This window comes from Streptomyces sp. NPDC048606 (assembly GCF_040650855.1).
Taxonomy (GTDB): domain Bacteria; phylum Actinomycetota; class Actinomycetes; order Streptomycetales; family Streptomycetaceae; genus Streptomyces.
The window spans coordinates 64,609-91,104 of sequence record NZ_JBEZIB010000021.1; the positions used below are offsets into that span (position 1 = coordinate 64,609).

At 74.3% G+C, this 26,496-nt stretch carries 25 protein-coding genes and 1 riboswitch; of the genes, 8 read left to right on the plus strand and 17 right to left on the minus strand.

Annotated features, from left to right (window positions below; genetic code table 11):
- Window positions 1–72: 72 nt before the first annotated feature.
- From AB0D01_RS22830 to glyA, 3 genes are all read right to left on the minus strand, one after another.
- Complete coding sequence (locus AB0D01_RS22830) at window positions 73–669, minus strand: 2'-5' RNA ligase family protein (protein WP_363058022.1); 597 nt, start codon at window positions 667–669, stop codon at window positions 73–75.
- An 82-nt stretch (window positions 670–751) separates the two neighbouring features.
- Window positions 752–1,765 carry a tryptophan--tRNA ligase gene (trpS, locus tag AB0D01_RS22835; RefSeq protein ID WP_363058024.1) on the minus strand — a complete coding sequence of 338 codons (1,014 nt, stop codon included), beginning with the start codon at window positions 1,763–1,765 and terminating at the stop codon, window positions 752–754.
- A gap of 192 nt (window positions 1,766–1,957) precedes the next feature.
- Window positions 1,958–3,229, minus strand: a complete 1,272-nt coding sequence (gene glyA, locus AB0D01_RS22840; RefSeq protein WP_363058026.1) for a serine hydroxymethyltransferase — start codon at window positions 3,227–3,229, stop codon at window positions 1,958–1,960.
- Between the two features lie 35 nt (window positions 3,230–3,264).
- A riboswitch (ZMP/ZTP riboswitch) is annotated at window positions 3,265–3,355 on the minus strand.
- A 108-nt stretch (window positions 3,356–3,463) separates the two neighbouring features.
- Here glyA and rocD point away from each other — a divergent pair.
- Complete coding sequence (rocD, locus tag AB0D01_RS22845) at window positions 3,464–4,669, plus strand: ornithine--oxo-acid transaminase (RefSeq protein ID WP_363058028.1); 1,206 nt, start codon at window positions 3,464–3,466, stop codon at window positions 4,667–4,669.
- A gap of 167 nt (window positions 4,670–4,836) precedes the next feature.
- Window positions 4,837–5,409 carry a hypothetical protein gene (locus tag AB0D01_RS22850; protein WP_363058030.1) on the plus strand — a complete coding sequence of 191 codons (573 nt, stop codon included), beginning with the start codon at window positions 4,837–4,839 and terminating at the stop codon, window positions 5,407–5,409.
- Here AB0D01_RS22850 and AB0D01_RS22855 read toward each other — a convergent pair.
- The gene (locus AB0D01_RS22855; protein ID WP_363058032.1) at window positions 5,399–6,601 is read right to left on the minus strand and encodes a glutathionylspermidine synthase family protein; all 1,203 of its coding nucleotides are present in this window, start codon (window positions 6,599–6,601) and stop codon (window positions 5,399–5,401) included. The genes AB0D01_RS22850 and AB0D01_RS22855 overlap by 11 nt on opposite strands.
- A gap of 8 nt (window positions 6,602–6,609) precedes the next feature.
- A complete protein-coding gene (locus AB0D01_RS22860) occupies window positions 6,610–6,912 on the minus strand; it encodes a hypothetical protein (RefSeq protein ID WP_363058034.1) in 303 nt (100 codons plus the stop codon).
- Window positions 6,913–7,053: 141 nt separating this feature from the next.
- Here AB0D01_RS22860 and AB0D01_RS22865 point away from each other — a divergent pair, with 141 nt between their 5' ends.
- Window positions 7,054–7,899 carry a DMT family transporter gene (locus AB0D01_RS22865; RefSeq protein WP_363058174.1) on the plus strand — a complete coding sequence of 282 codons (846 nt, stop codon included), beginning with the start codon at window positions 7,054–7,056 and terminating at the stop codon, window positions 7,897–7,899.
- A gap of 34 nt (window positions 7,900–7,933) precedes the next feature.
- Here the strand turns inward: AB0D01_RS22865 and AB0D01_RS22870 are convergent, their stop codons facing one another.
- Window positions 7,934–9,376 carry a PLP-dependent aminotransferase family protein gene (locus AB0D01_RS22870; RefSeq protein WP_363058036.1) on the minus strand — a complete coding sequence of 481 codons (1,443 nt, stop codon included), beginning with the start codon at window positions 9,374–9,376 and terminating at the stop codon, window positions 7,934–7,936.
- Window positions 9,377–9,515: 139 nt separating this feature from the next.
- Here AB0D01_RS22870 and AB0D01_RS22875 point away from each other — a divergent pair, with 139 nt between their 5' ends.
- Entirely contained in the window at window positions 9,516–9,968 is a 453-nt protein-coding gene (locus AB0D01_RS22875) for a carboxymuconolactone decarboxylase family protein (RefSeq protein WP_363058176.1), read from the plus strand.
- Here the strand turns inward: AB0D01_RS22875 and AB0D01_RS22880 are convergent, their stop codons facing one another.
- From AB0D01_RS22880 to AB0D01_RS22900, 5 genes are all read right to left on the minus strand, one after another.
- Window positions 9,969–10,664, minus strand: coding sequence for a hypothetical protein (locus tag AB0D01_RS22880; RefSeq protein ID WP_363058038.1), 696 nt, complete (start codon window positions 10,662–10,664; stop codon window positions 9,969–9,971).
- Between the two features lie 131 nt (window positions 10,665–10,795).
- Window positions 10,796–11,170: a hypothetical protein gene (locus AB0D01_RS22885; RefSeq protein ID WP_363058040.1), complete on the minus strand. Its 375-nt coding sequence runs from the start codon at window positions 11,168–11,170 to the stop codon at window positions 10,796–10,798.
- A complete protein-coding gene (locus tag AB0D01_RS22890) occupies window positions 11,160–13,013 on the minus strand; it encodes a hypothetical protein (RefSeq protein ID WP_363058042.1) in 1,854 nt (617 codons plus the stop codon). The genes AB0D01_RS22885 and AB0D01_RS22890 overlap by 11 nt, the downstream gene beginning before the upstream one ends.
- Before the next feature lie 150 nt (window positions 13,014–13,163).
- Window positions 13,164–14,153 carry a malate dehydrogenase gene (locus AB0D01_RS22895; RefSeq protein WP_363058044.1) on the minus strand — a complete coding sequence of 330 codons (990 nt, stop codon included), beginning with the start codon at window positions 14,151–14,153 and terminating at the stop codon, window positions 13,164–13,166.
- 215 nt (window positions 14,154–14,368) lie between these two features.
- Window positions 14,369–14,992: a short chain dehydrogenase gene (locus AB0D01_RS22900; protein WP_363058046.1), complete on the minus strand. Its 624-nt coding sequence runs from the start codon at window positions 14,990–14,992 to the stop codon at window positions 14,369–14,371.
- A 71-nt stretch (window positions 14,993–15,063) separates the two neighbouring features.
- On the opposite strand from AB0D01_RS22900, the gene AB0D01_RS22905 reads away from it, so the two are divergent.
- Window positions 15,064–16,032, plus strand: a complete 969-nt coding sequence (locus AB0D01_RS22905) for a LysR substrate-binding domain-containing protein (RefSeq protein ID WP_363058048.1) — start codon at window positions 15,064–15,066, stop codon at window positions 16,030–16,032.
- 20 nt (window positions 16,033–16,052) lie between these two features.
- Here AB0D01_RS22905 and AB0D01_RS22910 read toward each other — a convergent pair whose 3' ends face one another.
- Together AB0D01_RS22910 and AB0D01_RS22915 are read right to left on the minus strand one after the other, a co-directional pair.
- Window positions 16,053–16,580: a DUF3017 domain-containing protein gene (locus AB0D01_RS22910; RefSeq protein ID WP_363058050.1), complete on the minus strand. Its 528-nt coding sequence runs from the start codon at window positions 16,578–16,580 to the stop codon at window positions 16,053–16,055.
- Window positions 16,570–17,430: a bifunctional methylenetetrahydrofolate dehydrogenase/methenyltetrahydrofolate cyclohydrolase gene (locus AB0D01_RS22915; protein WP_363058052.1), complete on the minus strand. Its 861-nt coding sequence runs from the start codon at window positions 17,428–17,430 to the stop codon at window positions 16,570–16,572. The genes AB0D01_RS22910 and AB0D01_RS22915 overlap by 11 nt, the downstream gene beginning before the upstream one ends.
- Before the next feature lie 243 nt (window positions 17,431–17,673).
- On the opposite strand from AB0D01_RS22915, the gene AB0D01_RS22920 reads away from it, so the two are divergent.
- Window positions 17,674–18,294 (plus strand): hypothetical protein, encoded by a 621-nt coding sequence (locus AB0D01_RS22920; protein ID WP_363058054.1) that lies wholly within the window; start codon window positions 17,674–17,676, stop codon window positions 18,292–18,294.
- Between the two features lie 78 nt (window positions 18,295–18,372).
- On the opposite strand, the gene purH is transcribed toward AB0D01_RS22920, so the two are convergent.
- Window positions 18,373–19,968, minus strand: coding sequence for a bifunctional phosphoribosylaminoimidazolecarboxamide formyltransferase/IMP cyclohydrolase (purH, locus tag AB0D01_RS22925; RefSeq protein WP_363058056.1), 1,596 nt, complete (start codon window positions 19,966–19,968; stop codon window positions 18,373–18,375).
- Window positions 19,965–20,588, minus strand: a complete 624-nt coding sequence (gene purN, locus AB0D01_RS22930; protein WP_363058058.1) for a phosphoribosylglycinamide formyltransferase — start codon at window positions 20,586–20,588, stop codon at window positions 19,965–19,967. The genes purH and purN overlap by 4 nt, the downstream gene beginning before the upstream one ends.
- 248 nt (window positions 20,589–20,836) lie before the next feature.
- Between purN and AB0D01_RS22935 the strand changes: the two genes are divergently transcribed.
- Window positions 20,837–21,445, plus strand: a complete 609-nt coding sequence (locus tag AB0D01_RS22935) for a hypothetical protein (protein WP_363058060.1) — start codon at window positions 20,837–20,839, stop codon at window positions 21,443–21,445.
- A gap of 281 nt (window positions 21,446–21,726) precedes the next feature.
- Here AB0D01_RS22935 and AB0D01_RS22940 read toward each other — a convergent pair whose 3' ends face one another.
- On the minus strand, window positions 21,727–23,550 hold the full coding sequence (locus AB0D01_RS22940; RefSeq protein ID WP_363058062.1) for a DUF6350 family protein: 1,824 nt from the start codon (window positions 23,548–23,550) through the stop codon (window positions 21,727–21,729).
- 119 nt (window positions 23,551–23,669) lie between these two features.
- On the opposite strand from AB0D01_RS22940, the gene AB0D01_RS22945 reads away from it, so the two are divergent.
- Window positions 23,670–25,502, plus strand: coding sequence for a helix-turn-helix domain-containing protein (locus AB0D01_RS22945; RefSeq protein WP_363058064.1), 1,833 nt, complete (start codon window positions 23,670–23,672; stop codon window positions 25,500–25,502).
- A 96-nt stretch (window positions 25,503–25,598) separates the two neighbouring features.
- On the opposite strand, the gene sucD is transcribed toward AB0D01_RS22945, so the two are convergent.
- Window positions 25,599–26,489: a succinate--CoA ligase subunit alpha gene (gene sucD / locus AB0D01_RS22950; protein ID WP_030710487.1), complete on the minus strand. Its 891-nt coding sequence runs from the start codon at window positions 26,487–26,489 to the stop codon at window positions 25,599–25,601.
- Between the last annotated feature and the right edge of the window lie 7 nt (window positions 26,490–26,496).

A 26,496-nucleotide genomic window follows, 5' to 3' on the forward strand; every position in this document is an offset into this window, starting at 1 on the left:
GACTCATCCGTTCCACGCCCTGGTCCTGCGGAAGCTCCGCTTCGGTGCCGTGCGGGCCCTGCGGCCGCTGCGTCAGGAGCGGCGCGAGGCCGCGTCCGTCGCCGACGCCGACTGTGCGGGAACGGCGGCCGGGGCGCCCTCGGGGCCGATGCCGAAGGGGTACTCGCGCAGCTTGCGCCAGACCCCGTCGAAGCCCTGCTCGTAGAGCGCGAAGCCCTCGCACAGCCACGCGGCGGCGTAGTCCGCGAGCTCGGTGTGGGCGCGGTCCATCGCCTCCTCGGAGATCCCGTGGGCGACGGTGACGTGCGGGTGGTACGGGAAGGCCAGCTCGCGGCTGAGCGGCCCCTCGGAGTCGCGGACCAGGCCCTGGAGGCGGGTGCAGCCCGCGGTGCCCTCGGCGAGCCGGACGAAGACCACCGGCGAGAGCGGACGGAAGCTTCCGGTCCCCTCCAGGCGCATCGCGAAGGAGGGGAAGGCACCGGCCACCTCGGCCAGGTGGGCCCGGATCGCCGGCAGCCGGTCCGTGTCCACCTCGGTGGGCGGTACGAGGGTCACGTGCGTGGGGATGCCGTGCGCGGCGGCGTCCCCGAAGCCGGCGCGCAGCTCCTGGAGCTGCCTGCCGTAAGGCTCCGGGACCGCGATCGAAACGCCGAGCGTTACGGTCCCCACGTGTTCTCCTCCGTGTGTAGGCGTAGGTGCTGCCGCTCAGTGTGGCGGCAGCACCCCCCTTGCCGCCAGGGGCCTCGGTGCGTCAGTGCTTGGCGGGCAGGAAACCGAGGCGGTCGTAGGTCTGCGCCAGGGTCTCGGCCGCGACCGCCCGTGCCTTCTCCGCGCCCTTGGCCAGCAAGGAGTCCAGGGTCTCGGGGTCGTCCAGGTACTCCTGGGTGCGCTGCCTGAAGGGTGTGACGAAGTCGACCATCACGCCGGCGAGGTCGGTCTTGAGCGCGCCGTAGCCCTTGCCCTCGTACTTGGCCTCCAGCTCCGGGATCGACTCGCCCGTGAGGGTGGAGTAGATCGTGAGCAGGTTGCTGACGCCGGGCTTGGCCGCCGCGTCGAAGCGGATCTCGGCCTCGGTGTCGGTGACCGCGCTCTTGATCTTCTTCTCGGTGACCTTGGGCTCGTCGAGGAGGTTGATCAGGCCCTTGGGGGAGGACGCGGACTTCGACATCTTGATCGCCGGGTCCTGGAGGTCGTAGATCTTCGCGACCTCCTTGACGATGTGCGCGGCGGGCAGGGTGAAGGTCTCGCCGAACCGCTGGTTGAAGCGCTCCGCGAGGTCGCGGGTCAGCTCGATGTGCTGGCGCTGGTCCTCGCCGACCGGGACGGCGTTCGCCTGGTAGAGGAGGATGTCGGCGACCTGGAGGATCGGGTACGTGAACAGGCCGACGGTGGCGTTGTTGGCGCCCTGCTTGGCGGACTTGTCCTTGAACTGCGTCATCCGGCTCGCCTCGCCGAAACCGGTGATGCAGTTCATGACCCAGCCGAGCTGCGCGTGCTCGGGCACGTGGCTCTGGATGAACAGGGTGCAGCGCTCGGGGTCCAGGCCGGCGGCGAGGAGCTGCGCGGCGGACAGCCGGGTGTTGGCCCGCAGGGCCGCGGGGTCCTGCGGCATGGTGATCGCGTGCAGGTCGACCACCATGTAGAACGCGTCGTGCGTCTCCTGGAGGGCGACGTACTGGCGGATGGCCCCGAGGTAGTTCCCGAGGTGGAACGAACCGGAGGTGGGCTGGATGCCGGAGAGCGCGCGAGGACGATCAGAAGCCATGGCCCCATTGTCTCAGGTGCGGGGGCTGACTCCGGCCCCGCGCCGGCCTGAAACCGCCCCGTCGCCGCGAGGGGTGAGGCGGGGGTCACACCCGCCCCCGCCCCGCGTCGGGCCGTTGCCCACGTACCGGACGGTAGCGGCCCGGCCGGATCTTGCCCCGGCCGGGCGACCGATAGCGCCCCGGCGCGCCCGTCAGGCGAGCGGCAGGCCCGGGGCCGGGTGCGCGGCCATCAGGTCCGTGACCTCCGCGCGGACGACGGCCAGGGCCTGCTCGTCGCCCTTCGCGGCCGCGTCGACGGCGCGGGAGATCCAGTCGGCGACGGCCGGCATGTGCTCCGTCGTCAGGCCGCGCGAGGTCAGCGACGGGGTGCCGATGCGGATCCCGGACGGGTCGAAGGGCTTGCGCGGGTCGAAGGGCACGGTGTTGTAGTTGACGACGATCCCGGCCCGGTCCAGGGCCTTCGCCGCGATCTTGCCGGGGACCCCGCGCGAGGTGAGGTCCATCAGGATCAGGTGGTTGTCGGTGCCGCCCGAGACGAGGTCGAAACCGCGCTCCAGCAGGGCCGCCGCGAGCGCCTTCGCGTTGGCGACCACCGCGTGGGCGTACGCGGTGAAGGAGGGCTGGGCCGCCTCGTGGAGGGCGACGGCGATGCCGGCCGTCGTCTGGTTGTGCGGGCCGCCCTGGAGGCCGGGGAAGACCGCCTTGTCGATGGCCTTCGCGTGCTCCTCGCGGCACATCAGCATGGCGCCGCGCGGGCCGCGCAGGGTCTTGTGGGTGGTGGTGGAGATGACGTCGACGTGCCCGGCCGGGGACGGGTGCGCGCCGCCCGCCACCAGGCCGGCGATGTGGGCGATGTCCGCGACCAGGATCGAGCCCGCCTCCCGCGCGATCGAGGCGAAGGCGGCGAAGTCGATGGTGCGGGGCAGCGCCGTACCGCCACAGAAGATGATCTTCGGCTTCTCGGCGAGGGCCTGCTCGCGCACCGCGTCGTAGTCGATCAGGCCGTTGTCGGCCCGCACGCCGTACTGGACCCCGCGGAACCAGGAGCCCGTCGCCGAGACGCCCCAGCCGTGCGTGAGGTGCCCGCCCATCGGCAGGGCCATGCCCATCACGGTGTCGCCGGGCTTCGCGAAGGCCAGGTAGACGGCCAGGTTGGCCGGGGAGCCGGAGTACGGCTGGACGTTCGCGTGGTCCACGCCGAACAGGCCCTTGGCCCGCTCGATCGCGAGGGACTCGACGCGGTCGATGTTCTGCTGGCCCTCGTAGTAGCGCCGGCCCGGGTAGCCCTCGCTGTACTTGTTCTGCAGGACCGTGCCGGAGGCCTCCAGGACGGCGGCGGACACGTAGTTCTCGCTGGGGATCAGGCGCAGCGTCCGCGCCTGGAGGGTCTCCTCCGCCGCGACGAAGGACGCCAGTTCGGGATCGGTGGCGGTCAGGGCGGGGTGACGGTGGTTCGCGCTCATGGCGGTTCCTCCGGGGTCGATGTCGTCTCTCGTCCCCGCGAGGCCCAGGCGAGCGGCCCTGTGTGCGGTCGTGCGCGCACGACTCCCCCGGAGTTGGTTCTCCGTACGCCAGTCGCCGTGCGTACCGCACACCTTAGCGGGCGCGCCGACGGGAAGGTTTCTCCGTCCGCGATCCGAGCGACGATAGAAAGGACGCCACCCACGTCACCGGCCAGACGGACGATCGGAGACCCCGTGTCGAGAACTGCTGATGCCATCCGCTCCGCCGACGCGCACAGCGCGCACAACTACCATCCCCTGCCGATCGTCGTCGCCTCGGCCGAGGGCGCGTGGATGACCGACGTGGAGGGACGTCGCTACCTCGACATGCTCGCCGGGTACTCGGCGCTCAACTTCGGCCACGGCAACCGCCGGCTGATCGACGCGGCCCGCGACCAGCTGGAACGGGTCACCCTCACCTCGCGCGCCTTCCACCACGACCGGTTCGCCGACTTCTGTGCCGAACTCGCCGCGCTGTGCGGCAAGGAGGCGGTGCTGCCCATGAACACGGGCGCGGAGGCGGTGGAGACGGCCGTCAAGACCGCCCGCAAGTGGGGCTACGAGGTCAAGGGCGTCCCGGACGGCCACGCCAAGATCGTGGTGGCCGCCGACAACTTCCACGGCCGGACCACGACGATCGTGTCCTTCTCCACCGACCACGACGCGCGCGACCACTTCGGGCCCTACACCCCCGGCTTCGAGATCGTCCCCTACGGAGACCTCACCGCGCTCTCCCACGCCGTCACCGAGAACACCGTGGCCGTGCTGCTGGAGCCGATCCAGGGCGAGGCCGGGGTGCTCGTGCCGCCCGCCGGATACCTGGCGGGCGTACGGGAACTGACGCGCGAGCGGAACGCGTTGTTCATGGCCGACGAGATCCAGTCGGGCCTGGGCCGCACCGGGAGGACCTTCGCCTGCGAGCACGAGGGCGTCGTCCCCGACGTGTACATCCTGGGCAAGGCGCTCGGCGGCGGGGTGGTCCCCGTCTCCGCGGTCGTCGCCGACCGGGACGTGCTCGGGGTGTTCCGACCCGGCGAGCACGGGTCGACCTTCGGCGGGAACCCGCTGGCCTGCGCCGTCGCCCTGGAGGTGATCGCGATGCTGCGCACGGGCGAGTTCCAGCAGCGCGCCGCCGAGCTCGGCGACCACCTGCACCGGGAGCTGAACCTGATGGTCGGCGGCGGCGCGGTGACCGCCGTACGGGGCCGCGGCCTGTGGGCGGGCGTGGACATCGACCCGGCGCACGGCACGGGCCGGGAGATCTCGGAGAAGCTGATGGAGCTCGGGGTGCTGGTGAAGGACACCCACGGCTCGACGATCCGCATCGCGCCGCCGCTGGTGATCGGCAAGGAGGACCTGGACTGGGGTCTGGAGCAGCTGCGCTCGGTGCTCTCCTCCTAGAGCGCGCCGGAGGGGGCGCGCCGGAGGCGGCGTGCCGGGTCCCGGCCCGGTCGCCGCCCCGGGAGGGCGGGGCGAGGATGGAAGAGGCGGGCGCCTTCCCGCGCGCCCCCGGGCGCCGTCCGCGCCGCGCGCCGGCGGGGCCCTCCCCTCCCGATGGGAGCACCCTCATGTACGCACGTGCTCGGCACGCCCTGGCCTGCGGCGTCCTGGCGTCCTGCGTCGCAGTCGGCGCCGGCGCCGTCGCGGGTACCGCGGCGGCGGCGCCGGCGGCGGTCCCCGCCGCCAGCTGTACGGTCACCCCGGCCGCGAACGGGATGTCCGTGGTCATCACCGGCGAGGGCTTCTCGGCCCCCCGCGACCTCAACGACGGCGAGTCCACTGAACGGCTGAACGTGGACGCGAACGGCAACTTCCGGCTCCAGCGGTTCCAGAAGAACGTCGACTACACCGTCCTCGCGGTCAACGAGGACCAGAACTTCACCTTCGTCAACTGCAAGGTCGTCGGCGCCGACCCCGGTACCGACACCGGCACCGGCACGACCACCCCCGGCACCCAGCGGGACTACCGCCAGGGCCACCGGGACGGCTACCGGGCCGGCATCAAGGCCGCCGTCGCCGACTGCGACAAGCCGCCGCAGCCGGACACGAGCCAGACGCACACCGACATGTACCGCAAGGGCTGGACGGCCGCCGCGCAGTCCGCCTTCGACATGCGCTGCAAGAGCTCCCCTACAGGATGACGTGCGGCAGGAAGCGGGCGTACTCGTCCGTGACCGGGCCGGCCGATTCGCGGATCCCCAGGCCCGCCGCCTCGTCCTCGACCACCCAGGCGCCGAGCACCACGCGGTTGCCGTCGAAGTCGGGCAGCGGGGCGAGGGCCTGGAAGACGTACGCCTCCCCCTCGACCGGGACGAAGGGCTCCCCGTCCCCGCCGGTCGGGTGGAGGGTGACGCCGGCGCCCTCGCGGCCCAGCAGCGGCTTGGCCACGTAGCCCGGCCCGCCCTCCTCGGCCAGCTCGCGCGGGCCGTCGAGGTAGGCGGGCAGCAGGTTCGGGTGGTCCGGGAAGAGCTCCCACAGGATCGCCAGCAGCGCCTTGTTGGAGAGCAGCATCTTCCACAGCGGCTCGATCCAGACGGTGGAGCCGGAGCCGCCGCCGTGGTCGTAGGTGTCGAGCACCTGGGGGCCGAACTCGTCGGTGGCCAGCCATTCCCAGGGGTAGAGCTTGAAGCAGCTGCGGATGAAGCGGAGCTTCTCGTCGACGAACCGGCCCGAGAGGCGGTCCCAGCCGATGGTCTCCACGGACAGGGCGTGCGTGTCCAGCCCGGCCTGTTCGGCGGTCTCCTGGAGGTAGGCGACCGTCATCAGGTCCTCGCCGAGCTCGTCGGTCTCGGAGTGCGCGAAGTGCAACGGGCCGGCCGGCAGCAGCTCGGCCTGTCGGCGCCAGGCCTCGACGAGCCGCTCGTGCAGCGAGTTCCACTGGTCGGCGCCGGGGAAGCGCTCCTCCATCCAGAACCACTGCGGGCTCGCCGCCTCCACGAGGGAGGTGGGCGTGTCGGCGTTGTACTCCAGCATCTTGGCCGGGCTGCCGGAGCCGTCGTAGCGCAGGTCGAACCGGCCGTAGAGGGAGGGCTGTTCGGCGCGGCGGCGCCAGGACTCGGTGATCTTCGCGGCGAGCCTGGCGTCGGTGACGCCGAGGTCGGCGAAGCGGTCGTGCTCGACGATGTGGGCGGCCGCGGCCAGGCACATGGCGTGCAGTTCCTCGACGACGTCCTCCAGCGCCTCCACCTCGGGGAGGGTGAACGCGTAGTAGGCGCTCTCGTCCCAGTAGGGGCGCAGGGAGTCGTCGGGGTAGCGGGTCAGGGGATAGATCAGCCCCTGTTCCTCGACGGTCTTCTGCCAGTCGGGGCGGGGCTCGATGGTGTGCCGCTGCATGTGCGCGCTCAGCCGCCGGAGGAACCGGAGGAGGAGTGTCCGCCGATGCCGCCGCGGGTGACGGCGGACTTGTCGAAGCTGCCGCCGGTCACCTTGCCGTTGCTGACGGAGCCGCCGTAGTAGTACGAGCCGGTGCCGCCGCTCTTGCACTCCTTCATGTTCAGGTGGTTCAGGGACGAGCGGGAGGCGCACCGCTTGTCGGGCTCGTCGCTGCTGCCGCAGGCGACGAGGGTCGCCGCGAGCAGGCCCATGCCGCCGAGGGCGACCGCGCCGGAGCGCATACGGCGTCGAGTGGTGATGTCGGTGTTCATGGCTGGATCCGCTCCCCCTGGGTGGCGTGCTCCCGACAGACTAGAGCGGTCGTGCGGGGGGATGGAATCCGGCCGCCGTCACACCCTTGTCACGGCCGTGCCGGCGGCGAGGACATCTACAGTCGGTCCGTGCTGATTGGGATGGTTTGCGCACTGGGTGCGGCGGTCTGCTTCGGAACGGCCTCGGTGCTCCAGGCCGTGGCGACGCGGGCGACGGAGCCGGGGACGGGCTCCGGGGTGGACGCGGCGCTGTTCCTGCGGGCGCTGCGCCAGTGGCGCTACCTGGCGGGGCTCGCGCTGGACGGGGCGGGCTTCGTCCTCCAGATCATCGCCCTCAAGCACCTCCCGATCTACGCGGTGGGGGCGGCGCTGGCCGCGAGCCTGGCCGTGACGGCGGTGGTCGCCGCGCGGCTGCTGGACGTACGACTGTCGCCGCTGGAGTGGGGCGCGGTGGGGGTGGTGTGCGCGGGGCTGCTGATGCTGGGCCTTGCCTCGGGCGAGGAGGGCACGGGGCGGGGCTCGCTCGCGCTGGAGCTGTCGCTCCTGGCCGTGGCCCTGCTGATCCTGCTGGTCGGCGCCGCGGCGGGACGGCTGCCCGACGGACCGCGCGCGCTGGTGCTGGGTCTGGCGTCCGGGACGGGGTTCGGCGTGGTGGAGGTCTCCGTACGCCTCATCGACTCCCTCTCGCCGCGGGAACTGCTCAACCCGGCCCTGTACGCGCTGCTGCTGGGCGGTGCGGCCGCCTTCCTGCTGCTCACCTCGGCGCTGCAACGCGGCTCGGTGACGGCCGCCACGGCGGGGATGGTGCTGGGCGAGACGGTGGGCCCGGCGGTGGTCGGCGTCGTCTGGCTCGGCGACCGCACCCGCGAGGGCCTGACCTGGCTCGCGGTCCTCGGCTTCGCGGTCGCCCTGGCCGGGGCGCTGGCCCTGTCCCGCTTCGGCGAACCGCCGGCGCCGGCCGCCTCCCCGCCCGCCGACCCTGCCTGATCCCGACCCGGCCGGCGGCGGGCGGACCGGGGCGTCAGGGGAGGGCCGAGGCGAGGGCCGTCAGGGTCGGGGTCCAGGCGCTCGGGGACGGGGTGCCGTAGCCGACCACCAGGGCGTCGCGGGCCGGCATCGGCGAATCCGGGTGGCGGTAGCGGGCGAGGCCCTCCAGGGCCAGGTCCTGCCAGGCGGCGGCCGACCGGACCAGCTCCCGCTCCGTGTCCGGCGCCAGGTCCAGCACCGCGTGCAGCCCCGCGGCGATCCCGGACACCGGGACGCGTCCGGCCAGGGCCGCCACCAGCTCGTCGCGGCGGCGCCGGTAGCGCAGCCGCATGCCGCGCACGTGGCGGTCGTAGGCCCCGGAGGTGATGAACTCCGCCAGGATCAGCTGGTCGAGGGCGCCGGCGGTCCAGTCGACCGGGCCCTTCGCCGCCACCACCGGCGCCACCAGGTCCGGCGGGAGCACCATCCAGCCCATGCGCAGCGCCGGGGCCAGCGATTTGGCGGCGGTGCCGAGGTAGACCACGCGGTCGGGGTCCAGCCCCTGGAGGGCGCCGACCGGCTGGCGGTCGTAGCGGAACTCCCCGTCGTAGTCGTCCTCCAGGATCACCGCGCCCTCGGTGCGCGCCCAGTCCACGGCGGCGGACCGCCGCTCGGGGGTCAGCGCCACCCCGGTCGGGAACTGGTGGGCGGGCGTCAGCAGCACCGCGCCCACCCGGGGGCCGAGCCCCGCCAGGTCGGTGGTGCGCGCCCCGGCGCCGTCGAGCCACAGCGGGCGGGTGCGCAGCCCGGCCCCGGCCAGCAGGTCGCGGTGGACGTCCAGGGCGTACCCCTCCACGGCGACCTCCCGCACCCGGCGCTCCCGCAGCACCCGGCCCATCAGCGTCAGGCCGTGCGCGAAGCCGGAGCACAGCACGATCCGGTCCGGGTGCGCGTACACCCCGCGCGCCCGGCCCAGGTACCCGGCGAGGGCCTCGCGCAGCTCCACGCGGCCCCGCGCGTCCACCGCGTAGCCGAAGGCGGCGTCCGGGGCGACGGCCAGTGCCCGCCGGGCGGCCGCGAGCCAGGCGGCGCGCGGGAAGCCGCTCAGGTCGGGGGAACCGGGCACCAGGCTGTACGCGGGCCCGCGCCGGGCCCGCGGTTCCCGGACGCCGGCGCGGGCGGCGCCGGCGGCGGCCGCACCGGGCTGCGGGCGGCGCGGCCGGGCGCGCGCGGCGACGCGGGTGCCGGAGCCCTGGCGGGCGGTCAGCCGGCCCTCGGCGACGAGTTCGGCGTACGCCTCCGCGACGGTGTTGCGGGCGATGCCCAGGTCGGCGGCGAGGGAACGGGAGGACGGCAGCCGGGTGCCGGGGGCGAGCCGCCCGCTGCGCGCCGCCTCCCGCAGGGCCTCGGCGAGCGCGGCCCGCAGTCCGGGGGCGCCCGCCCGCGCCGCGAGGTCGAGGTGCAGGTCGGCGCCGAAAGTGGCCCACGTTCCGGTCATGGATATGGACCATACCGGCGGGCCGCCCGCTCCGTACGGTGGAGGCATGAGCAACCACACCGACACCTCCACCACCACCCTCACCGCCCCCACCACCCCCTCCCCCTCCGCCGAGCTCGCCGCCGAACACGCCCCGCGCATGCGGATGGCCCAGCTGGCCCCGGAGGTCTACAAGGCGGTGATCGGTCTGGAGGTCGCCGCGAAGAAGGGGCTGGACCCGGCCCTGATCGAGCTGGTGAAGATCCGCGCCTCGCAGATCAACCACTGCGGGTTCTGCCTGGACATGCACGCCAAGGAGGCCCTCGCGGCGGGCGAGAGCGTGGAGCGGATCGTCCAGCTCGGCGCGTGGGAGGAGTCGCGGCACTTCTACACCGAGAAGGAGCTGGCGGCGCTCGCGCTGACCGAGGCCGTCACCGTCCTCACGGACGGGTTCGTGCCCGACGCGGTCTACGAGCGGGCGGCGGCCCACTTCGAGGACGCCGAGCTGGCGCAGCTGATCGCCCTGATCGCGACCATCAACGTCTGGAACCGCATCGGCGTCACCACCCGCATGGCCCCGGGGCACTACGCCCCGGGGAAGCACAAGGGCTGATCAGCGCGGGCGGAAGGACTCCAGCGCGGCCGTCAGGTGCGCGCGGGTGGTCCGGCTGTCGGCGGCCGGCCCGGCGGCCAGCAGCGCCCACCGTCCGCCGCCCGGGAGGGTGATGATCCGCTCGATGCCCTGCCGGCGGCCCCGGGACTCCGCGCTGTCGTACTCGTAGACCAGTTCGCAGGCGCTCCCGGCGGTCGGGCCCAGGGAGACCTCCGCGTAGGCCGGCGTGTCGTCGCGCAGGACCTTCGAGGAGATCCGCAGCAGCTCGCACGATCCGGTCGCGGAGGACTCCGTGACCCGGAAGACCTGGAGCAGCGCCGTGCGGTCGCCGGGCGGACGGTAGAAGGCCCCGTCGCCGGTCTCGTCGCGGCTGGGCCGCCACCCCCGGGGGACGGCGACCGAGAATCCGTACGGGTCGTCCACGACGGTGTAGTCGGCGGGGCCGCCGGTGCCCGTCGGGGCGCCGGGGCCCCCGCTCCCGTCCGGGCCGCCCGGGGTGGACGGGTCGGGGCCGGTCGCGGACGGGCCGGGGCCGGTCCCGGAGGTCGGGCCGGGTGACGGGCTCGCGGACGGACGGGCGTCCGTCGTCGCGCGGTCGCCTCCGTCACCGCCGCCGCCGTCACCGCCACCGTCGCCGACCAGGAGCCAGACCGCCACCGATCCGCCGGCCACGACGGCCGCAACGATCCCCGCCACCAGCGGGCCACGCCGGCGCCCCGTCCCGCCGCCGGGCGCGGGAGGGCGGGGCGGGGCTGTCTCCGGCTCCCGTTCCCAGCGCTGCGAGCCGGGGTTCCAGCGGGCGCCGGTCCCTTCGGGCGGGGGCACCGTCAGCCGCCCAGCGAGGTGAGCAGCCCGCCCAGGGCGGTCGCCGCGGCGATCGACTCCACCAGCGGCGCCCACCGCTCCAGGGCGGCGCGCAGCCGCCCGGTCAGCCCCGTCCGGATTTCGCCGGCGTCCTCCAACTCCGCGGCCACGTCGTCGAGTTCGGCGTCGAGTTCGTTGCGTTCGGTGCTGCGCGGCAACTGCACGACGGCGGCGCGCAGTTCCCGTACCGCCTTGAGCAGTTCCGCCGCTCCGGGCGGCGGTTCGGCCGCGCCGCCGCCGTGCCGGACGGTGTTGGTGTTGCCGCTGCCGCCGATGCTGAAGGCGCTGTCGCGGACCTCGCCGATCCGCACCGCGGGATCCTGATCGTCACGTGCCACCGTTGCTCCCCTTGTTGCCGGTACCGCCGCCTCCGGCGGTGTTGGTGGTGCCGGTGCCGCCGATGCTGAAGGCGCTGCCGTTCACCGACTGGATGAACACGCCGCCCTCGGCGACGGTCACGGCGCGCCGGGCGAACTCCTCGGTGTGCCAGCCCGCTTCGTGGAGGGCGACGGTGACCCCGCCGACCACCCGGTCCTGGATGGTCTTCAGGTACCGGTCGACGTCCATGTGGTGGAAGAGCGAGCCGTTGTCCTCGGCCGCCATCTCCCGTACGGACCGCGCCGGCCCCTCGGGGCGGGCGCCCCCGTGGCCCCCGGTGGCGATCCGCCACCGGCTGCCGACGCCCCGGCCGAGGGTGACCAGGGCCTTCACCAGCGAGCCGGGGGTGGCGGCCAGGGCGGCGGCCGCCTTGCCCACGGGGTTGTTCCTCAGGTACCGCCGGGCGTCCGCGTCGGCGTCGTGGAAGTCGGTGCGGACGGGCAGCAGCAGGTGCGGGGCGACCTCCAGCATCATCATCCGACCCTGGGTGTGGACGCGTACGAAGACGGTGACGACGAGGTTCTCGTCCCAGCCCCCCACGCGTACGCGCAGGAAGTGGCGGCGGCGTTCACCGCCCTCCTCGATCGACACCGCGCGGTGCTCCTCGTACTCCTCCGGCGACAGCGGCGCCTCGTCGCGGTGTGCGAGTCCCACGGCCGGCAGGAACACGCACTCGTCGACGCCCAGTTCGCGCAGCCGGTCCACCACGGCCGCCTCGGCGCCGGGGGAACCGTGCGGGGAGGGGACGCGCAGCGCGTGCAGGAGGGGGACGACGCGGCGCACGATGTCGGCGTTGGTGAGGGGGCTCGGTGTGCGGTCGGGGTCGAGGTCCTCGCGGGGGCGCAGTTCGACGGACAGGTGCCAGGGCCGGTAGGCATCGCCCGCGCCGGTGAACGGACCGTTGATGTCGTACATGATGAGCGGGGAGTGCTGCTCCCTGGCGATCCGCTCGCGGACGCGTTCGAGGCGGGCGCTCCCGACGCGCTCGGCGGGGCCTTGGTCGTGGTCGGCGTAGCGCTCCGGGGAGAGTTCGCCGGTGATGACGCGGGCGATGTGGCGGCGCCGGAGCCCGACGACGCAGACGACGACGGCGAAGCCGGCGAGGAAGACGAGGGGCACCCACCACGGGGCGCCGTCCTCGGAGCCGGAGGAGCCGAAGAGGCCGTAGGAGCCGGACGAACCGGCCGGGCCCGAGGAATCCGCGAACCAGTCGGAGTAGTCGGAGTAGCCGCCGGCTCCGCTCCCGCCCGATCCGCCCGGTCCGCCCGTCGGGAGGTCCGGGACCAGGGCTCCGAAGACCGCGACGAGGCGGTCCAGTCCGCCGATGACCACGCTCAGCGCGAACAGGACCACCATCACCACCGTCCACCAGGCGTAGATCCGCACCAGCAGCGCCACGAACCGCAGCAGCGGGATCTCGCGCCCCTTGCGCCCCAGCCAGTCGGCCAGTCCGAGCAGCAGGAAGGGGACGGCCAGCAGGGCGAGCAGCCCCGCGGTCAGTACGGCGCCGACGAACCAGGCGGCGAGTATCGCGGCGGCCCAGGCGAGGTCGACGCGGCGGGCGCGCACGGCGTGGGCGAGGACGCGGGTGGCGTCGAACCCGTAGGAGGGGGCCGCGATCCGCTCCTCGTGAACGAGGAGTTCGTCGATGACGCGGTCGCGGTAGGCGGCGTCGAGGTACGTGCCGGCGCACAGGAGGCGGCCCGCCTCGCTCGTGCGCGGGTCGACGGGGGACTTGCCCGCGCGGGGGTCGGACGCGTCGTCGCCACCCGGTAACTGAGGGGGGATCAGGGGCTCGGTCACCGGGCGACCTTACGTACCCCCTCCGCCCTTGTGCAGGCGCATTCACGCCAAACGCCCCGACCGGACCCGGTCGGGGCGTTGGTGGTGGTGCCTCACCGCTCGACGGGGTGAGCCGGCCGCGTGCGCGGATCGGCTCACCCGAGAGGGTGATCAGATCAGGCCGAGCTCGCGCACCGCGTCGCGCTCCTCGACGAGCTCCTTCACGGACGCGTCGATGCGCGCGCGGGAGAACTCGTTGATGTCCAGACCCTGGACGATCTCGTACTTGCCGTCCTTGGTGGTGACGGGGAAGGAGGAGATGATGCCCTCCGGGACGCCGTAGGAGCCGTCCGACGGGATGCCCATCGAGGTCCAGTCGCCGGCGGCGGTGCCGTTGACCCAGGTGTGGACGTGGTCGATGGCGGCGTTGGCGGCCGAGGCGGCCGAGGAGGCGCCACGGGCGTCGATGATCGCGGCGCCGCGCTTGGCGACGGTCGGGATGAAGGTGTCGGCCAGCCACGCCTGGTCGGCGACGACCTCGGCGGCGTTCTTGCCGGCGATCTCCGCGTGGAAGATGTCCGGGTACTGGGTCGCCGAGTGGTTGCCCCAGATGGTGAGGCGCTTGATGTCGGAGACGGCGGCGCCGGTCTTGGCGGCCAGCTGCGAGATCGCGCGGTTGTGGTCCAGGCGGGTCATCGCGGTGAAGCGCTCGGCCGGTACGTCCGGGGCGGCGGCCTGCGCGATGAGCGCGTTGGTGTTGGCCGGGTTGCCCACGACCAGGACCTTGATGTCGTCCGCGGCGTGCGCGTTGATCGCGGCGCCCTGCGGCTTGAAGATGCCGCCGTTGGCGGCGAGCAGGTCACCGCGCTCCATGCCCGCGGTGCGCGGACGGGCGCCGACGAGCAGCGCGACGTTGGCACCCTCGAAGCCCTTGTTCGGGTCGTCGAAGATGTCGATGCCGTCGAGCAGCGGGAAGGCGCAGTCGTCGAGCTCCATGGCGGTGCCCTCGGCGGCCTTCATACCCTGGGGGATCTCCAGGAGGCGGAGCCGGACCGGCACGTCCGCGCCGAGCAGGTGGCCGGACGCGATGCGGAAGAGCAGGGCGTAGCCGATCTGGCCGGCGGCGCCGGTCACGGTGACATTCACGGGAGTGCGGGTCATGGCCTTCTCCGTTAGACAGCTGGCGGTGGGGCGTCCCCGCCCCATGTGCTGGGCCCCAAGTACTGGGAGGACGCCGCTTCCCTGTCCTTACGAATCTTGACGTGAAGAGACATCCGCGGTCAGGCTATCCGACCCGTGGGGCCCGCAACCCCCGGGTCCCTGTGGTCCGTGGCACACGGACCCCCGGGTTCGAAGGCGGAAGGCCCCCGGGGGGCCTATTCCACCCGGAAGATCTCGCCCGTCCGACGGCCTTCGACGGACTTGACGTAGGCGTTCGCCGCGCGGGCGACGGGGACCGGGTCGAATCCGGCGAAGGTGTCGCCGTAGACGTCCATCGACTCGGTGAACACGGTCGGGCTGACCGCGTTGATGCGCTGCCGGCCGGGCAGCTCGATGGCGGCGGCCCGTACGAAGGCCTCCACCGCGCCGTTGACCAGGGCGGCGACCGAGCCGGTGAGCAGGGGTTCGCGCGCCAGGATCCCGGTGATCAGCGTGAACGAGGCGTGCTCGGGCAGCCGGGGGGCGCCCTGGCGGACCAGCTCGATCTGGCTGACGGCCTTGCCTTCGAGGCCGGCGCGCACGTCGGCGGTGGTCAGTTCGCCCAGCGGGCGCCACGGGACGCTGCCGGCGGCTACGGCGACCGCGTCCACGGCGCCCACCGCCCCGTACATCTCCCGGACGGACTCCGGGTCGGTGATGTCGACGCGGACGTCCGAGGCGCCGACGGTGCGGGAGGCGGTGACCACCTCGTGGCCGCGTGCGCGCAGGGCCGTGGCGACGGCGTCGCCGAGGGTTCCGTGGGCGCCGACGAGGAGGACGCGCTGCTTCGGAGTGCTCATGCGCCGAGCATCCCCGCGAGAGGACCGTGAAGTCCAGCTACCTTTCCTACACGGACGATTAAGCTGAACTCATGCTTGATGTGAAGCGGATGGTCTTCCTGCGGGACCTGGCGGAACACGGGAAGGTCACCGACGTCGCCGCGCTGCACCGGGTGACCCCCTCCGCCGTCTCCCAGCAGTTGCGCGCCCTGGAGGCCGAGGCGGGCGCCGTCCTCGTGGAACGGGAGGGCCGCGGACTGCGCCTGACCCCCGCCGGGGCCGCCCTGGCCGCCGCCTGCGAGCCGGTGCTCGCCGCCCTGGAACGGGCCGAGGGGGCCGTGCGCGCCCTCGACCGCGGCCCCGTCGGCGAACTGCGCGTCGGCTGCGCCCCCAGCGCCCTCGCGCCGCTGGCCGCCCCGCTGCTCGCCGCCCTCGCCGCGCGCCATCCGGGGCTCCGGCCGCTGATCGTGCAGGCGGACCCCGAGGAAGCCGTGCCGTTGCTGCGCCGGCGCCGCCTCGACCTCGCGGTGACGTACGCCTACCCGCTGCTCGGCGCCCCGCCCGCGCCCGGCACCACCGCCGTCCCGCTGTTCGACGACCCGCTGTGCCTGGCCCTGCCCCGGGCGCTGCTGCCCGCCTACGAGGAGAAGGGCCTGGCGGCGCTGCGCGGGCTCGACTGGGTGTCGGCGCCGGCGCCGAGCAGCTGCCGGGAGATGCTGGTGCACGCCTGCCGCAACGCCGGTTTCACCCCGCGCGTGGCGCACGAGTGCGCGGACCTGCGGGCCGGCCTGTGGCTGGTGGCCACGGGGCGGGCGGCGTCGATCCTGCCGAGGCTGCTGTGCGACGCGCCGCCGCCCGGCGCGGTGGTGGTGGAGCTGCCCGGGCCCGGGCGGACGCTGGAGGCCCTGGTCCGCGAGGGCACCAGGAGCCGACCGGCGGTCGCGGCGGCCCTGGAGGCCCTCGTCGCCATCGGCGCGGCCACCGCCGCCGGTCCGGCGGCGGTGGCGGAGACGGTCCCGGCGGAGCCGATGGTCCCGACGGAGCCGACCGGCTCGCGGTGAGGCCCGGCGCACGGTGAGGCTCAGCGCACGGTGAAGCGGACCGCGCTCTCCAGGAACGGGATCTCCAGCCACGGCTTCGGCTCGATGACCAGCGCGAGCAGCGTGATGGCCACCCCCAGCAGCCCGTACGTGATCATGTCGGTGAACCGGGAGCGCACCGCGAGCATGCCCACGGACGGCAGCAGGCGCCGCATCACGGCGGCGGCGATCAGCGCGACCCCGATGATCAGACAGCCGATGCGCGGGTGCCCGAACGCCGTCGACAGCAGCCCCACCGCCGTGGCGGCGAGGACGCTGAGCATCGGCCACTGACGGGCCGGCGCGGACACGGCGCCGGGGATGGCCCGACCGCTGCCCTCGGGCCGGGCCGTGTCCTGCGTGACGGCGGGGAACCGCCGGGACCGGGCGGCCCGCGCCCGCGCCCCGGACGGGTCCGGGTCCGGGGCCGGGCCGGGCGCCGGGACGTCCGTCGTCGCCGGCCGGCTCCCGTTCACCGCCTCGCCCGGCTCCGCGCCCCCGGCGCCCTCGACGCCCCGCTCAGCCCGCACTGGTGGTCCGCTCCGCCGCCTCGACGACGTTCACCAGGAGCTGCGCCCGGGTCATCGGCCCGACGCCGCCCGGGTTCGGGGAGAGCCAACCCGCCACCGCGGCCACGCCCGGGTGGACGTCACCGACGATCTTGCCGTTCTCGTCGCGGCTGACGCCGACGTCCAGCACGGCCGCGCCCGGCTTCACGTCCTCCGGCTTCACCAGGTGCGGGACACCGGCCGCGGCGACGATGACGTCCGCCTGGCGCAGCAGCCCGGAGAGGTCGCGCGTACCGGTGTGGCACAGGGTGACGGTGGCGTTCTCGGACTTGCGGGTCAGCAGCAGTCCGATGGAGCGGCCCACGGTGATGCCGCGGCCGAGAACGACCACGTGCGCGCCGTTGATCTCGACGCCGTGGTGGCGCAGCAGTTCCACGATCCCGTACGGGGTGCAGGGCAGCGGGCCCGGCTCGTTCAGGACGAGTCGGCCCAGCGACATGGGGTGCAGGCCGTCGGCGTCCTTGGCGGGGTCCATGAGTTCCAGGACCCGGTTGGTGTCGATGCCCTTGGGCAGCGGGAGTTGCACGATGTAGCCGGTGCAGTCCGGGTTGGCGTTGAGTTCGCGCACCACCTCCTCGATGTCCTCCTGGGAGGCCGTGGCGGGCAGTTCGCGCTGGATGGAGGCGATGCCCACCTCGGCGCAGTCCTTGTGTTTGCCGTTGACGTACCAGCGGCTGCCCGGGTCGTCGCCGACGAGCAGGGTGCCGAGGCCGGGCGTGACGCCCCGGTCCTTCAGCGCCGCCACTCGGACGGTCAGTTCGGACTTGATCGCGGCTGCGGTGGCCTTGCCATCGAGAATCTGGGCGGTCATGTGGCCATCCTCCCGGATGGGGTGGCCCCGGTTCCAGTCAAGGCGCACGGGCGGGTGCGCGGTTGGTTGCACTTGCACAACAAGTCACGACGCGCCTGGGAACCAACTGGACAACGAGTCGTGCGTCGCATCACCATGCACGGGTAAGAGAGTGCCGCGGGCAGTGCCGGGGGGCGGACCGCAAGTAGAGATTTCCTCCGCGCGTGCCGTGCGTCCCCGCACTTCCACGGAGGAACACCCCAGATGAGCTTCGGCGACCCGAACAACCCCTACGGCCAGCAGCCCCCGCAGGGCCAGCCCGGCTACGGCTACCCCCAGCAGGCTCCGCAGGGCGTTCCGCCGCAGGGCGGCTACGGCTACCCCGGCGCGGCCCCCGCGTACCCGGGCGGCCCCGGCGGCTTCCCCGGCGCCCCGGTCGAGATGCCGGGCGGCGTCAAGGGCGCGCGCGTGATGCTCTACATCCTGGGCGGCCTCCAGGCCCTCGGTGGCGTGTTCATGATGATCGCCTCCGCCTGGGTCGCGGACATGATCTCCGAGGCCGCCGGTTCCACCGCGAACTCGGGCCTGAGCAGCTCGGACGCCGACACGGCCGCCGCGTTCGGCGCCGGCGCCATGATCGGCCTGGGCGTCGTCGTCCTCGGCTTCGCGCTGTGGGGCATCCTGACCGCCGCCAAGCTGGGCAAGGGCCGCGGCGGCGTCCGCGTCTCCGGCATCATCTACGCCTCCGTCGTCGTCCTCTTCAGCCTCATCAGCCTCGTGGGCGCGAACGTCTTCGCCCTCATCAGCCTGGTCCTCGGCATCCTGATCATCGTCTTCCTGGCCAAGGGCGACGCGAGCTCCTACTTCGGGCGTCCGCGCTACTGAGCCCGGTCCCACCCACGGCGAAGGCCGCGTCCCGCAGTGCGGGGCGCGGCCTTCGCCGTGTCCGGGACCGGGGTCCGGTCAGTGGAAGAAGTGGCGCGTACCGGTGAGGTACATGGTGACGCCGGCCTTCTTCGCGGCCTCGACGACCTGGTCGTCACGGACGGAACCGCCCGGCTGGACCACGGCCTTGATGCCGGCGGCGGTCAGGATCTCCAGCCCGTCCGGGAAGGGGAAGAAGGCGTCGGACGCGGCGTACGAGCCCTGCGCGCGCTCCGCGCCGGCCCGCTCGACGGCCAGCTTCGCCGAGTCGACGCGGTTGACCTGGCCCATGCCGACGCCGACGGAGGCGCCGTCCTTGGCGAGGAGGATGGCGTTGGACTTGACGGCGCGGCAGGCCTTCCAGGCGAAGGCGAGCTCGGCGAGCTCGGCCGGGGAGAGCGCGTCGCCGGTGGCGAGGGTCCAGGCCTTGGGGTCGTCGCCCTCGGCGTGCAGGAGGTCGCTCTGCTGGAGCAGGACGCCGCCGGAGATGGGCTTCAGGTCGCCCGGCTGGTGCGGGGTGCCGTCGACCTTCAGGACGCGGATGTTCTTCTTCTTGGCCAGGACCTCGACCGCGCCGTCCTCGTAGGCGGGCGCGGCGATCACCTCGGTGAAGATCTCGGCGACCTGCTCGGCGAGCTCGACGGTCACCGGGCGGTTGACGGCGATGACGCCGCCGAACGCCGACAGCGGGTCGCAGGCGTGCGCCTTGCGGTGGGCCTCGGCCACGTCCGCGCCGACGGCGATGCCGCACGGGTTGGCGTGCTTGATGATCGCCACGCACGGCTCGTCGTGGTCGTAGGCGGCCCGGCGGGCGGCCTCGGTGTCCACGTAGTTGTTGAAGGACATCTCCTTGCCGTGCAGCTGCTCGGCGTTGGCGAGACCGCCGGGCTGTCCGTCCGTGTAGAGGGCGGCGGCCTGGTGCGGGTTCTCGCCGTAACGGAGGGAGGACTTGCGGTCCCAGGCTCCGGCGAGGAACTCGGGCAGCGCGCCCTCCTCGCCCTCCGGGGCGTACGCGTTCGTGAACCAGGAGGCCACGGCGACGTCGTAGGCGGCGGTGTGCTGGAAGGCCTCGGCGGCGAGCCGCTTGCGCGCGGTCAGGTCGAAACCGCCGCCCTGGGCGGCCGCGAGGACGTCGGCGTAGCGGGCCGGGCTGGTGACGACCGCGACCGAGGGGTGGTTCTTGGCGGCGGCGCGGACCATGGAGGGGCCGCCGATGTCGATCTGCTCGACGCACTCGTCGGGGGTGGCGCCGGAGGCCACGGTCTCCCGGAACGGGTAGAGGTTGACGATCACCAGGTCGAAGGGCTCCACGCCCAGCTCGGCGAGCTGGTTGCGGTGGTCCTCCAGGCGCAGGTCGGCGAGGATGCCGGCGTGCACGCGCGGGTGGAGGGTCTTGACCCGGCCGTCGAGGCACTCGGGGAAGCCGGTCAGCTCCTCGACCTTGGTGACGGGGACGCCGGCGGCGGCGATCCTGCCGGCGGTGGACCCGGTGGAGACGAGGGCGACGCCCGCCTCGTGCAGGCCGCGGGCCAGCTCTTCCAGTCCCGTCTTGTCGTAGACGCTGACGAGCGCACGCCGGATCGGCCGCTGGGTCGTGGTCGGGTCGTTGCTCGCTGCGGTGTCTGCGGCGGTCACTGGATTGTTACCTTTCGTCCCTCAATGCGGTAGCCGTGCCGGGCCAGGCGCCCCACGACGTCGACGAGCAGCTTGCGCTCGACTTCCTTGATGCGCTCATGGAGAGCGGCTTCTTCCTCCCCGTCCCGGATCTCGACGACACCCTGGGCGATGATCGGACCGGTGTCCACGCCGGTGTCCACGAAGTGGACGGTGCAGCCGGTGACCTTCGCCCCGTACGCGAGGGCGTCGCGCACCCCGTGCGCGCCGGGGAAGGCCGGGAGGAGGGCGGGGTGGGTGTTGACGAACCGGCCGCCGAAGCGGTCGATGAAGCTCTTGCCGACGATCTTCATGAACCCCGCGGAGACCACCAGGTCCGGCGCGTGGGCGTCCGTGGCCTCGGTGAGGGCGGCGTCCCACTCCTCACGGCTCGCGTACGCCTTGACGGGGCACACGAAGGTGGGGATCCCCGCCCTCGCGGCCCGTTCGAGGCCGGCGATGTTCTCGCGGTCGGCACCCACGGCGACGACCTCGGCACCGAAACCCTCGGCTCCGCCGGGGTGCGCTTCGATGGCGTCGAGCAGGGCCTGGAGGTTGGTGCCGGAGCCGGAGACCAGCACGACCAGGCGGGAGGCGGGCATGCGAGGCCCTTTCTTACGGGAATGCCGTCGTTCGTCTTGTGTGGTCATACGAAACTTCGGGGTACCGATATACGGGGAACCATACGAAGCCACCGACCGCACGCAACGATACCGGCACACGCGACCGCCCCCGAGGGACGGGGGGACGGGCGAGCGGTAGCGTCTGGCGTACAAGCCGCGAACGACGCGGTACGCGGCCGTACGCGGGCGCGTGCCGTGGCCACGACACAGGGGAAGTAACCGACTCGATGCCGGACCGCGCCCATCCCGACCCCTCCACCGACGACAACCCCTTCGCGGCGCCCCCGGAAGGCCGACCCGACCAGCCGTGGCAGCCCCGGCGGCAGCCGGGGCCCCAGGGCGGCGGCGGCCAGGGATCCGACCGGGGCCCCTCCGGCAACCGGGAGCCCGAGGGCCCGGCCCGTTGGGACCCGATGGACCCGCTCCAGCGGCGGGCGCGGTACGCCCTGCTGGCCGGCATGTGGGGGTTCTTCTTCGGGATCTTCGGGATCCCCTCGGTGGGACTGCTGCTGGGCGCGCTCGCCATGTACTGGGGCATCAGCGCGCTGCGCGGCCGGCCCGCCGCCGAGGCGGACGCGGCGAAGGGCACCCCGGCCTCGCCCGGCGGCCTGGCCGCGCTGGGCCCGGCGGCCCGCCCGCAGCGCGCCGCGGCGATCAGCGGCCTGGTGACGGCCTCGCTGGCCCTGCTGCTCGCGGGCACCTCGTACGCGGTGCAGTTGGCGTACAAGGACTTCTACGTCTGCCGCGACGACGCCCTGACCCGCACGGCGGAACTCCAGTGCAACGACCTGCTGCCGGACAACGTCCTGGGCGACGTGCTGAAGGTACGGAACTGACCGGACGGACGTGACGCGGCCGGACGTGACGCGGCCGGACGTGACCGGCCCGAACCCGGCCGGCCGTGAGCCCGGCGGGCGTGACCGGCCCGACGTGCTGCGGCCGAGCGCGACCGGCCTGAACCCGGCCGGGCGGGTTGCCCGGCGGGCGCGACCGGCGCCCGACGTGACACGGCCCGACGTGAACCCGCCGGAGGTGAACCCGGTCGCGTGACGCGGCCGGGCGCGAGCCCGGCGTCATGAGGCGCCCGGCCGCCGGGCGGCCGGGCGGGCCGCGACCGTCAGGGGGAGGACGGCCGCCGCGCCAACACCCGCGCCCCCGCCACCGGCGGCAGCAACTCCCCCGGCTCCGGCGACCCGGAGGGTCCGGGGCGCGACTCCACCCGTTCGGCGGGGTGGGCGGACACCCGAACGGCGGCGACCGGCGGCTCCTCGGCGGGGGCCCCGACGGCCTGCGGGACGGGGCGCGGGGGCACCGGGTCGGGGACGGGCGCGGGAGGCGCGACCCGGACGGCCGGGGACGGCGGCGCGGCCAGGGCCGGGGACACCGGGACAGACGGGGACACCGGCGCGGCCCGGACGGCCGGGGACAGCGGCGCGACCGGGGCGGCCGGGGACACCGGGACGGCGGACGGCGGCAGCGGGCGCGCGGGGGCGCGCACCGCCGGCCCCACGCCGGGGGGCACGGCGCCCTTCGGGCGGAAGGCCTTCGGCGCGGGGGCGGCGACCATCGGGGTCGAGGCCTCGCGGAGGGCTTCCCAGCGCAGTTCCCGTACGCCCGAGTCGTGCCACGCGTCCGCACCGCGACCGCCCGCGCCGCCCTCGGGGAAGCCCCGCACCGGACGCGTCCGCCACCCGTGCACCCCCACCGCCACCGGCACCGCCAGGGCCAGCGTCCAGCCCGCCGCCGCGGCGCCCACCTGCCACCACACGGGCCCGAAGCTGGCCAGCGCCCGCGACCCCAGCGGGCCCGAGGAGGCAGCGCCCAGCCCGGCCGTCACCAGTCCGCACACCACCGCCCCCAACGCCGCCGTGAGCGCGGTCTCCCCGAGCGAGACCTCCCGCGCCCGGCGCACCGCGAACCACCCCACGACCAGCCCGGCCGCCACCGGCACCCCGGCCGCCGCCCAGGTCAGCGGGGTACCCGGGCCCTCCGGAGGCAACGCGGCCAGCAGCGGGAACCTCGGCAGCGCCGCCGCCCCCTCGAAGCCGAGCGGGGTCGCCGTCGCCCCCGTACCCAGCGCGAACCCGGGCCCGAGACCGTACGCCGCACCCCACACCATCGCGTTCGGGATCAGCGCCAGCGCGAGCAGCAGCACCGCGAAGCGGCCCGACCACACCCCGGTCAGCGTCAGGAACGAGGACTGCGCCTCGCTCGCGTGCCAGGCCAGCGAGGCCCCGACGAGCAGCACCCCGCCACCCAGCAGGGCGAGCACCCCGGCCAGCCCCGAACGCAGCGCCAGCGCGTAACGGGGGCGCGCGATGCCCCTGCGCACGCCGTCCGGCACCCATTCCGGCAGCGGTCCGAGCGGGCGCCCCTTCGCCGTCCACACCCCGAGCCCGGCGGCGAGCACCGCCACCAGGGGGACGTGCCAGGCGGCGCTGAGCGGGTCGGCCGGCAGCGGGCCGCCCGCCGCGTACGCCGTGGCCACGGCCGCGACGGAGAGGTACCCGCAGAGCACGGCCGAGAAGACGGCACTGGCCGGCAGCACCTCTTCGCTCTCCTCCCCCTCGCCGACGGGGTCACCCGAGGCGCTGCCCAGCCGGGCGGCCCTGCGCATGAGCAGGACGGGCAGCGCCACCAGCAGGAGCGGGGTGAGGCCGACGGGCGCGGGCACCCCGGACAGGGTCTCGTAGCGGACGAGTTCCGTGCCGTGGGCCATCAGCCACAGCCCGGCGGCGAGGTGCAGGGCGCCGCCGGGACCGCTGTCCGGGTAGGGGGAACTGATCCACAGCACGATCACGAGCACGGCGAGGAAGCCGAGCCCCAGTCCGGCGGCCATGGCACCGCCCAGCACGCAGGCGGCGGCCGCCGGTGAACGGCGCCGCGCGGCGGCGCGCGGGGCCGTCCGCAACGGGGTCCCGCGTTCGGTCACTTGGGTCACCCCGCCATGGTGCCAACGACACGCGCTATGGGCGGGTAACAGGCGAATGCCCGTGGTGTCGCTCAATATACGTTTATGTACTTTATCGGCCAGGACGGCAGGGTCGCGGGGAGTGTGGCATGACACGAGACGTCGAGACGGCCTCCGACTCGGAACCGGGCCTCCCCTCCCCCAAGGAGCGCCGACGGCTGCGCGAGCGCGGCGAGCTGACGACCGAGCGGATCGCCTCGGAGGTCGGGGTCACGCCGAGCACCGTCCGCTCGTGGGAGTCGGGCCGCACCGAGCCGCGCGGCCGCAAGCGCGAGGCGTACGCCCATGTCCTGGACCGGCTCGCGGGGCTCGACCACCACGCCGAGCCCGAACTCCCGCACCGCCCGGCCCGATCGGACCGTCCGGACCGGCCCGACCCGGCCCGGACGTCCCGTACGACCGGCGCGAACGGCGCGGCGGCCGGGTCCGCGCGCGCCGGCGGGCCGCGCGCGGCACCGGCGGGCCACTCCGGCGGACCCACCGTCAGGAACGGCCACGGCAACGGACCCGCCGTCAGGAACGCGCCCGGCGGCAGGCCGTCGGGCGCTCCGGCGCGCGCGGGCACCCACCCGCCCGCACCCCCGGCACCGCCCGCGCCGCCACTGACGGCCCCGACGGCCCCGAAAGCCGCCACACCTGCCCCACCCGTCACCCCTACCACGGCTGCCCCATCCGCCACGGCCACACCATCGGCCCCGGCTACTCGGGTTACGTCGGCTCCCCCGGCCGCCCCGGCCTCCCTGGTCAAGCCGGCTCCCCAGGCGGCCCCGGCCACACCATCTGCCCCGGCCACCTCGACCTCCCCGGCCACCTCGGCCTCCCCGGCCACCTCGGCTGCCTCGGCCGCCTGGGCCTCCCCGGTCAACCCGGGTACCCCAGCCACCCCGGCTCCCCCGGTCACCCCGGTCACCACGGCCGCAGCCACCCCCGCCACCCCCGTCACCGCCGACGCCGGCGCCCCCACACAGGCGCCCCCCGCAGGGGCTTCGGCACGCCCGCCGGGGGCGACCGCCCCCGTCGACCGCCCCCACGTCCCCGAGGACCCCGCCGACACCGGCCCCCCGACCCCGCTCGGGCCCGCCGAGGCCTTCGACGCCCTCCACGCCTACGCGGCCCCCGCCCTGGCCCGCCAGGCCTACCTGCTCACCGGCCGCCGCGCGCTCTCCCTGGAGGCCGTCGAGCGGGCCTTCCAGCAGGCCTGGGAGCGCTGGCCCACCGTGGCCACCGACCCCGACCCCGTGGGCTGGGTCCGCGCGGCCACCCACGAGCACGCCCTCTCCCCCTGGCGGGGGGGGGGGGCCCCCCCCCCCCCCCCCCCCCCCGGGGGGCGGCGGCGCCGCCGCCACCGCTACCCGGACAAGCCCCCGGCCGAGCCCGCCGACCGGATCCTGCTCGACGCCATGCTGGAACTGCCCGCCGTCCACCGCCGCACCGTGCTGCTCTACGACGGCGTCGGCCTCGACCTGCCCGACACCGCCGCCGAGACCGAGTCCAGCACCCCCACCGCCGGGCACCGGCTGCTCCACGCCCACGCCGATCTCGCCGACCGGATCCCGGAGCTGGCCCGCACGGCCCCCGAACAGCGCTCCGCCCTGCTGCGCGAACTCCTCGGCGCGCTGCGGCCCCCCGTAGCGCTCGAACCCCGCACGGCCGCCGCCGTACGGGCCACCACCGAGACCCGCGCCCGCCGCTTCTCGCGCGCGGCGATCGGCCTGACCGCGGTGATCGCCGTCGCGACGGCGTACACGGCCGTCACCGCCCCCGACCGGTACGAGCCCCCGGAGTCCCCGGGCGCGAGCGTCTCCGGCGTACCGCCGCACGGCGGCCCCCAGCGGCAGACCGAACTGAGCCTCGAACTGCGGGACAGGCTGCGTGAACACCCGGAGGCCGGACCCGCCCGGCTCGCGCCCCGGCTCGGGTGAGGGCACGGAAAACGGGCGTGGCCCGCACCCCGAAGGGTGCGGGCCACGCCCGTTTCCGCGGGCGCGTACGGATCCGTACGCCCCTGCGGGGAACGACTACTGGGCGGCGTTCAGGATCTCGCGCGCCAGCTTGGCCGTCTCGGTCGGCGTCTTGCCGACCTTGACGCCGGCGGCCTCGAGGGCCTCCTTCTTGGCCTGCGCGGTGCCGGAGGAGCCGGAGACGATGGCGCCGGCGTGGCCCATGGTCTTGCCCTCGGGGGCGGTGAAGCCCGCGACGTAGCCGACGACCGGCTTGGTGACGTTCTTCGCGATGAAGTCCGCCGCACGCTCCTCGGCGTCGCCGCCGATCTCGCCGATCATGACGATGAGCTCGGTCTCCGGGTCGGCCTCGAAGGCCTCCAGGGCGTCGATGTGCGTGGTGCCGATGACCGGGTCGCCACCGATGCCGACGGCGGAGGTGAAGCCGATGTCGCGCAGCTCGTACATCATCTGGTAGGTCAGCGTGCCGGACTTGGACACGAGACCGATCTTGCCGGGCTTGGTGATGTCGCCCGGGATGATGCCGGCGTTGGACTGGCCGGGGGTGATCAGACCCGGGCAGTTCGGGCCGATGATGCGGGTCTTGTTGCCCTTGGCGGTCGCGTACGCCCAGAAGGCGGCGGAGTCGTGCACCGCGATGCCCTCGGTGATGACGACGGCCAGCGGGATCTCGGCGTCGATGGCCTCGACGACGGCGGCCTTGGCGAAGGCCGGCGGGACGAAGAGGACGGAGACGTTGGCGCCCGTCTTCTCCATCGCCTCGGCGACGGAACCGAAGACCGGGACCTCGGTGCCGTCGAAGTCGACGGTCGTGCCGGCCTTGCGCGGGTTCACGCCACCGACGATGTTGGTGCCGTCAGCCAGCATCAGCTTGGTGTGCTTCATGCCCGTGGCACCGGTCATGCCCTGGACGATGACCTTGCTGTCCTTGTTGAGGAAGATAGCCATGTGAGTC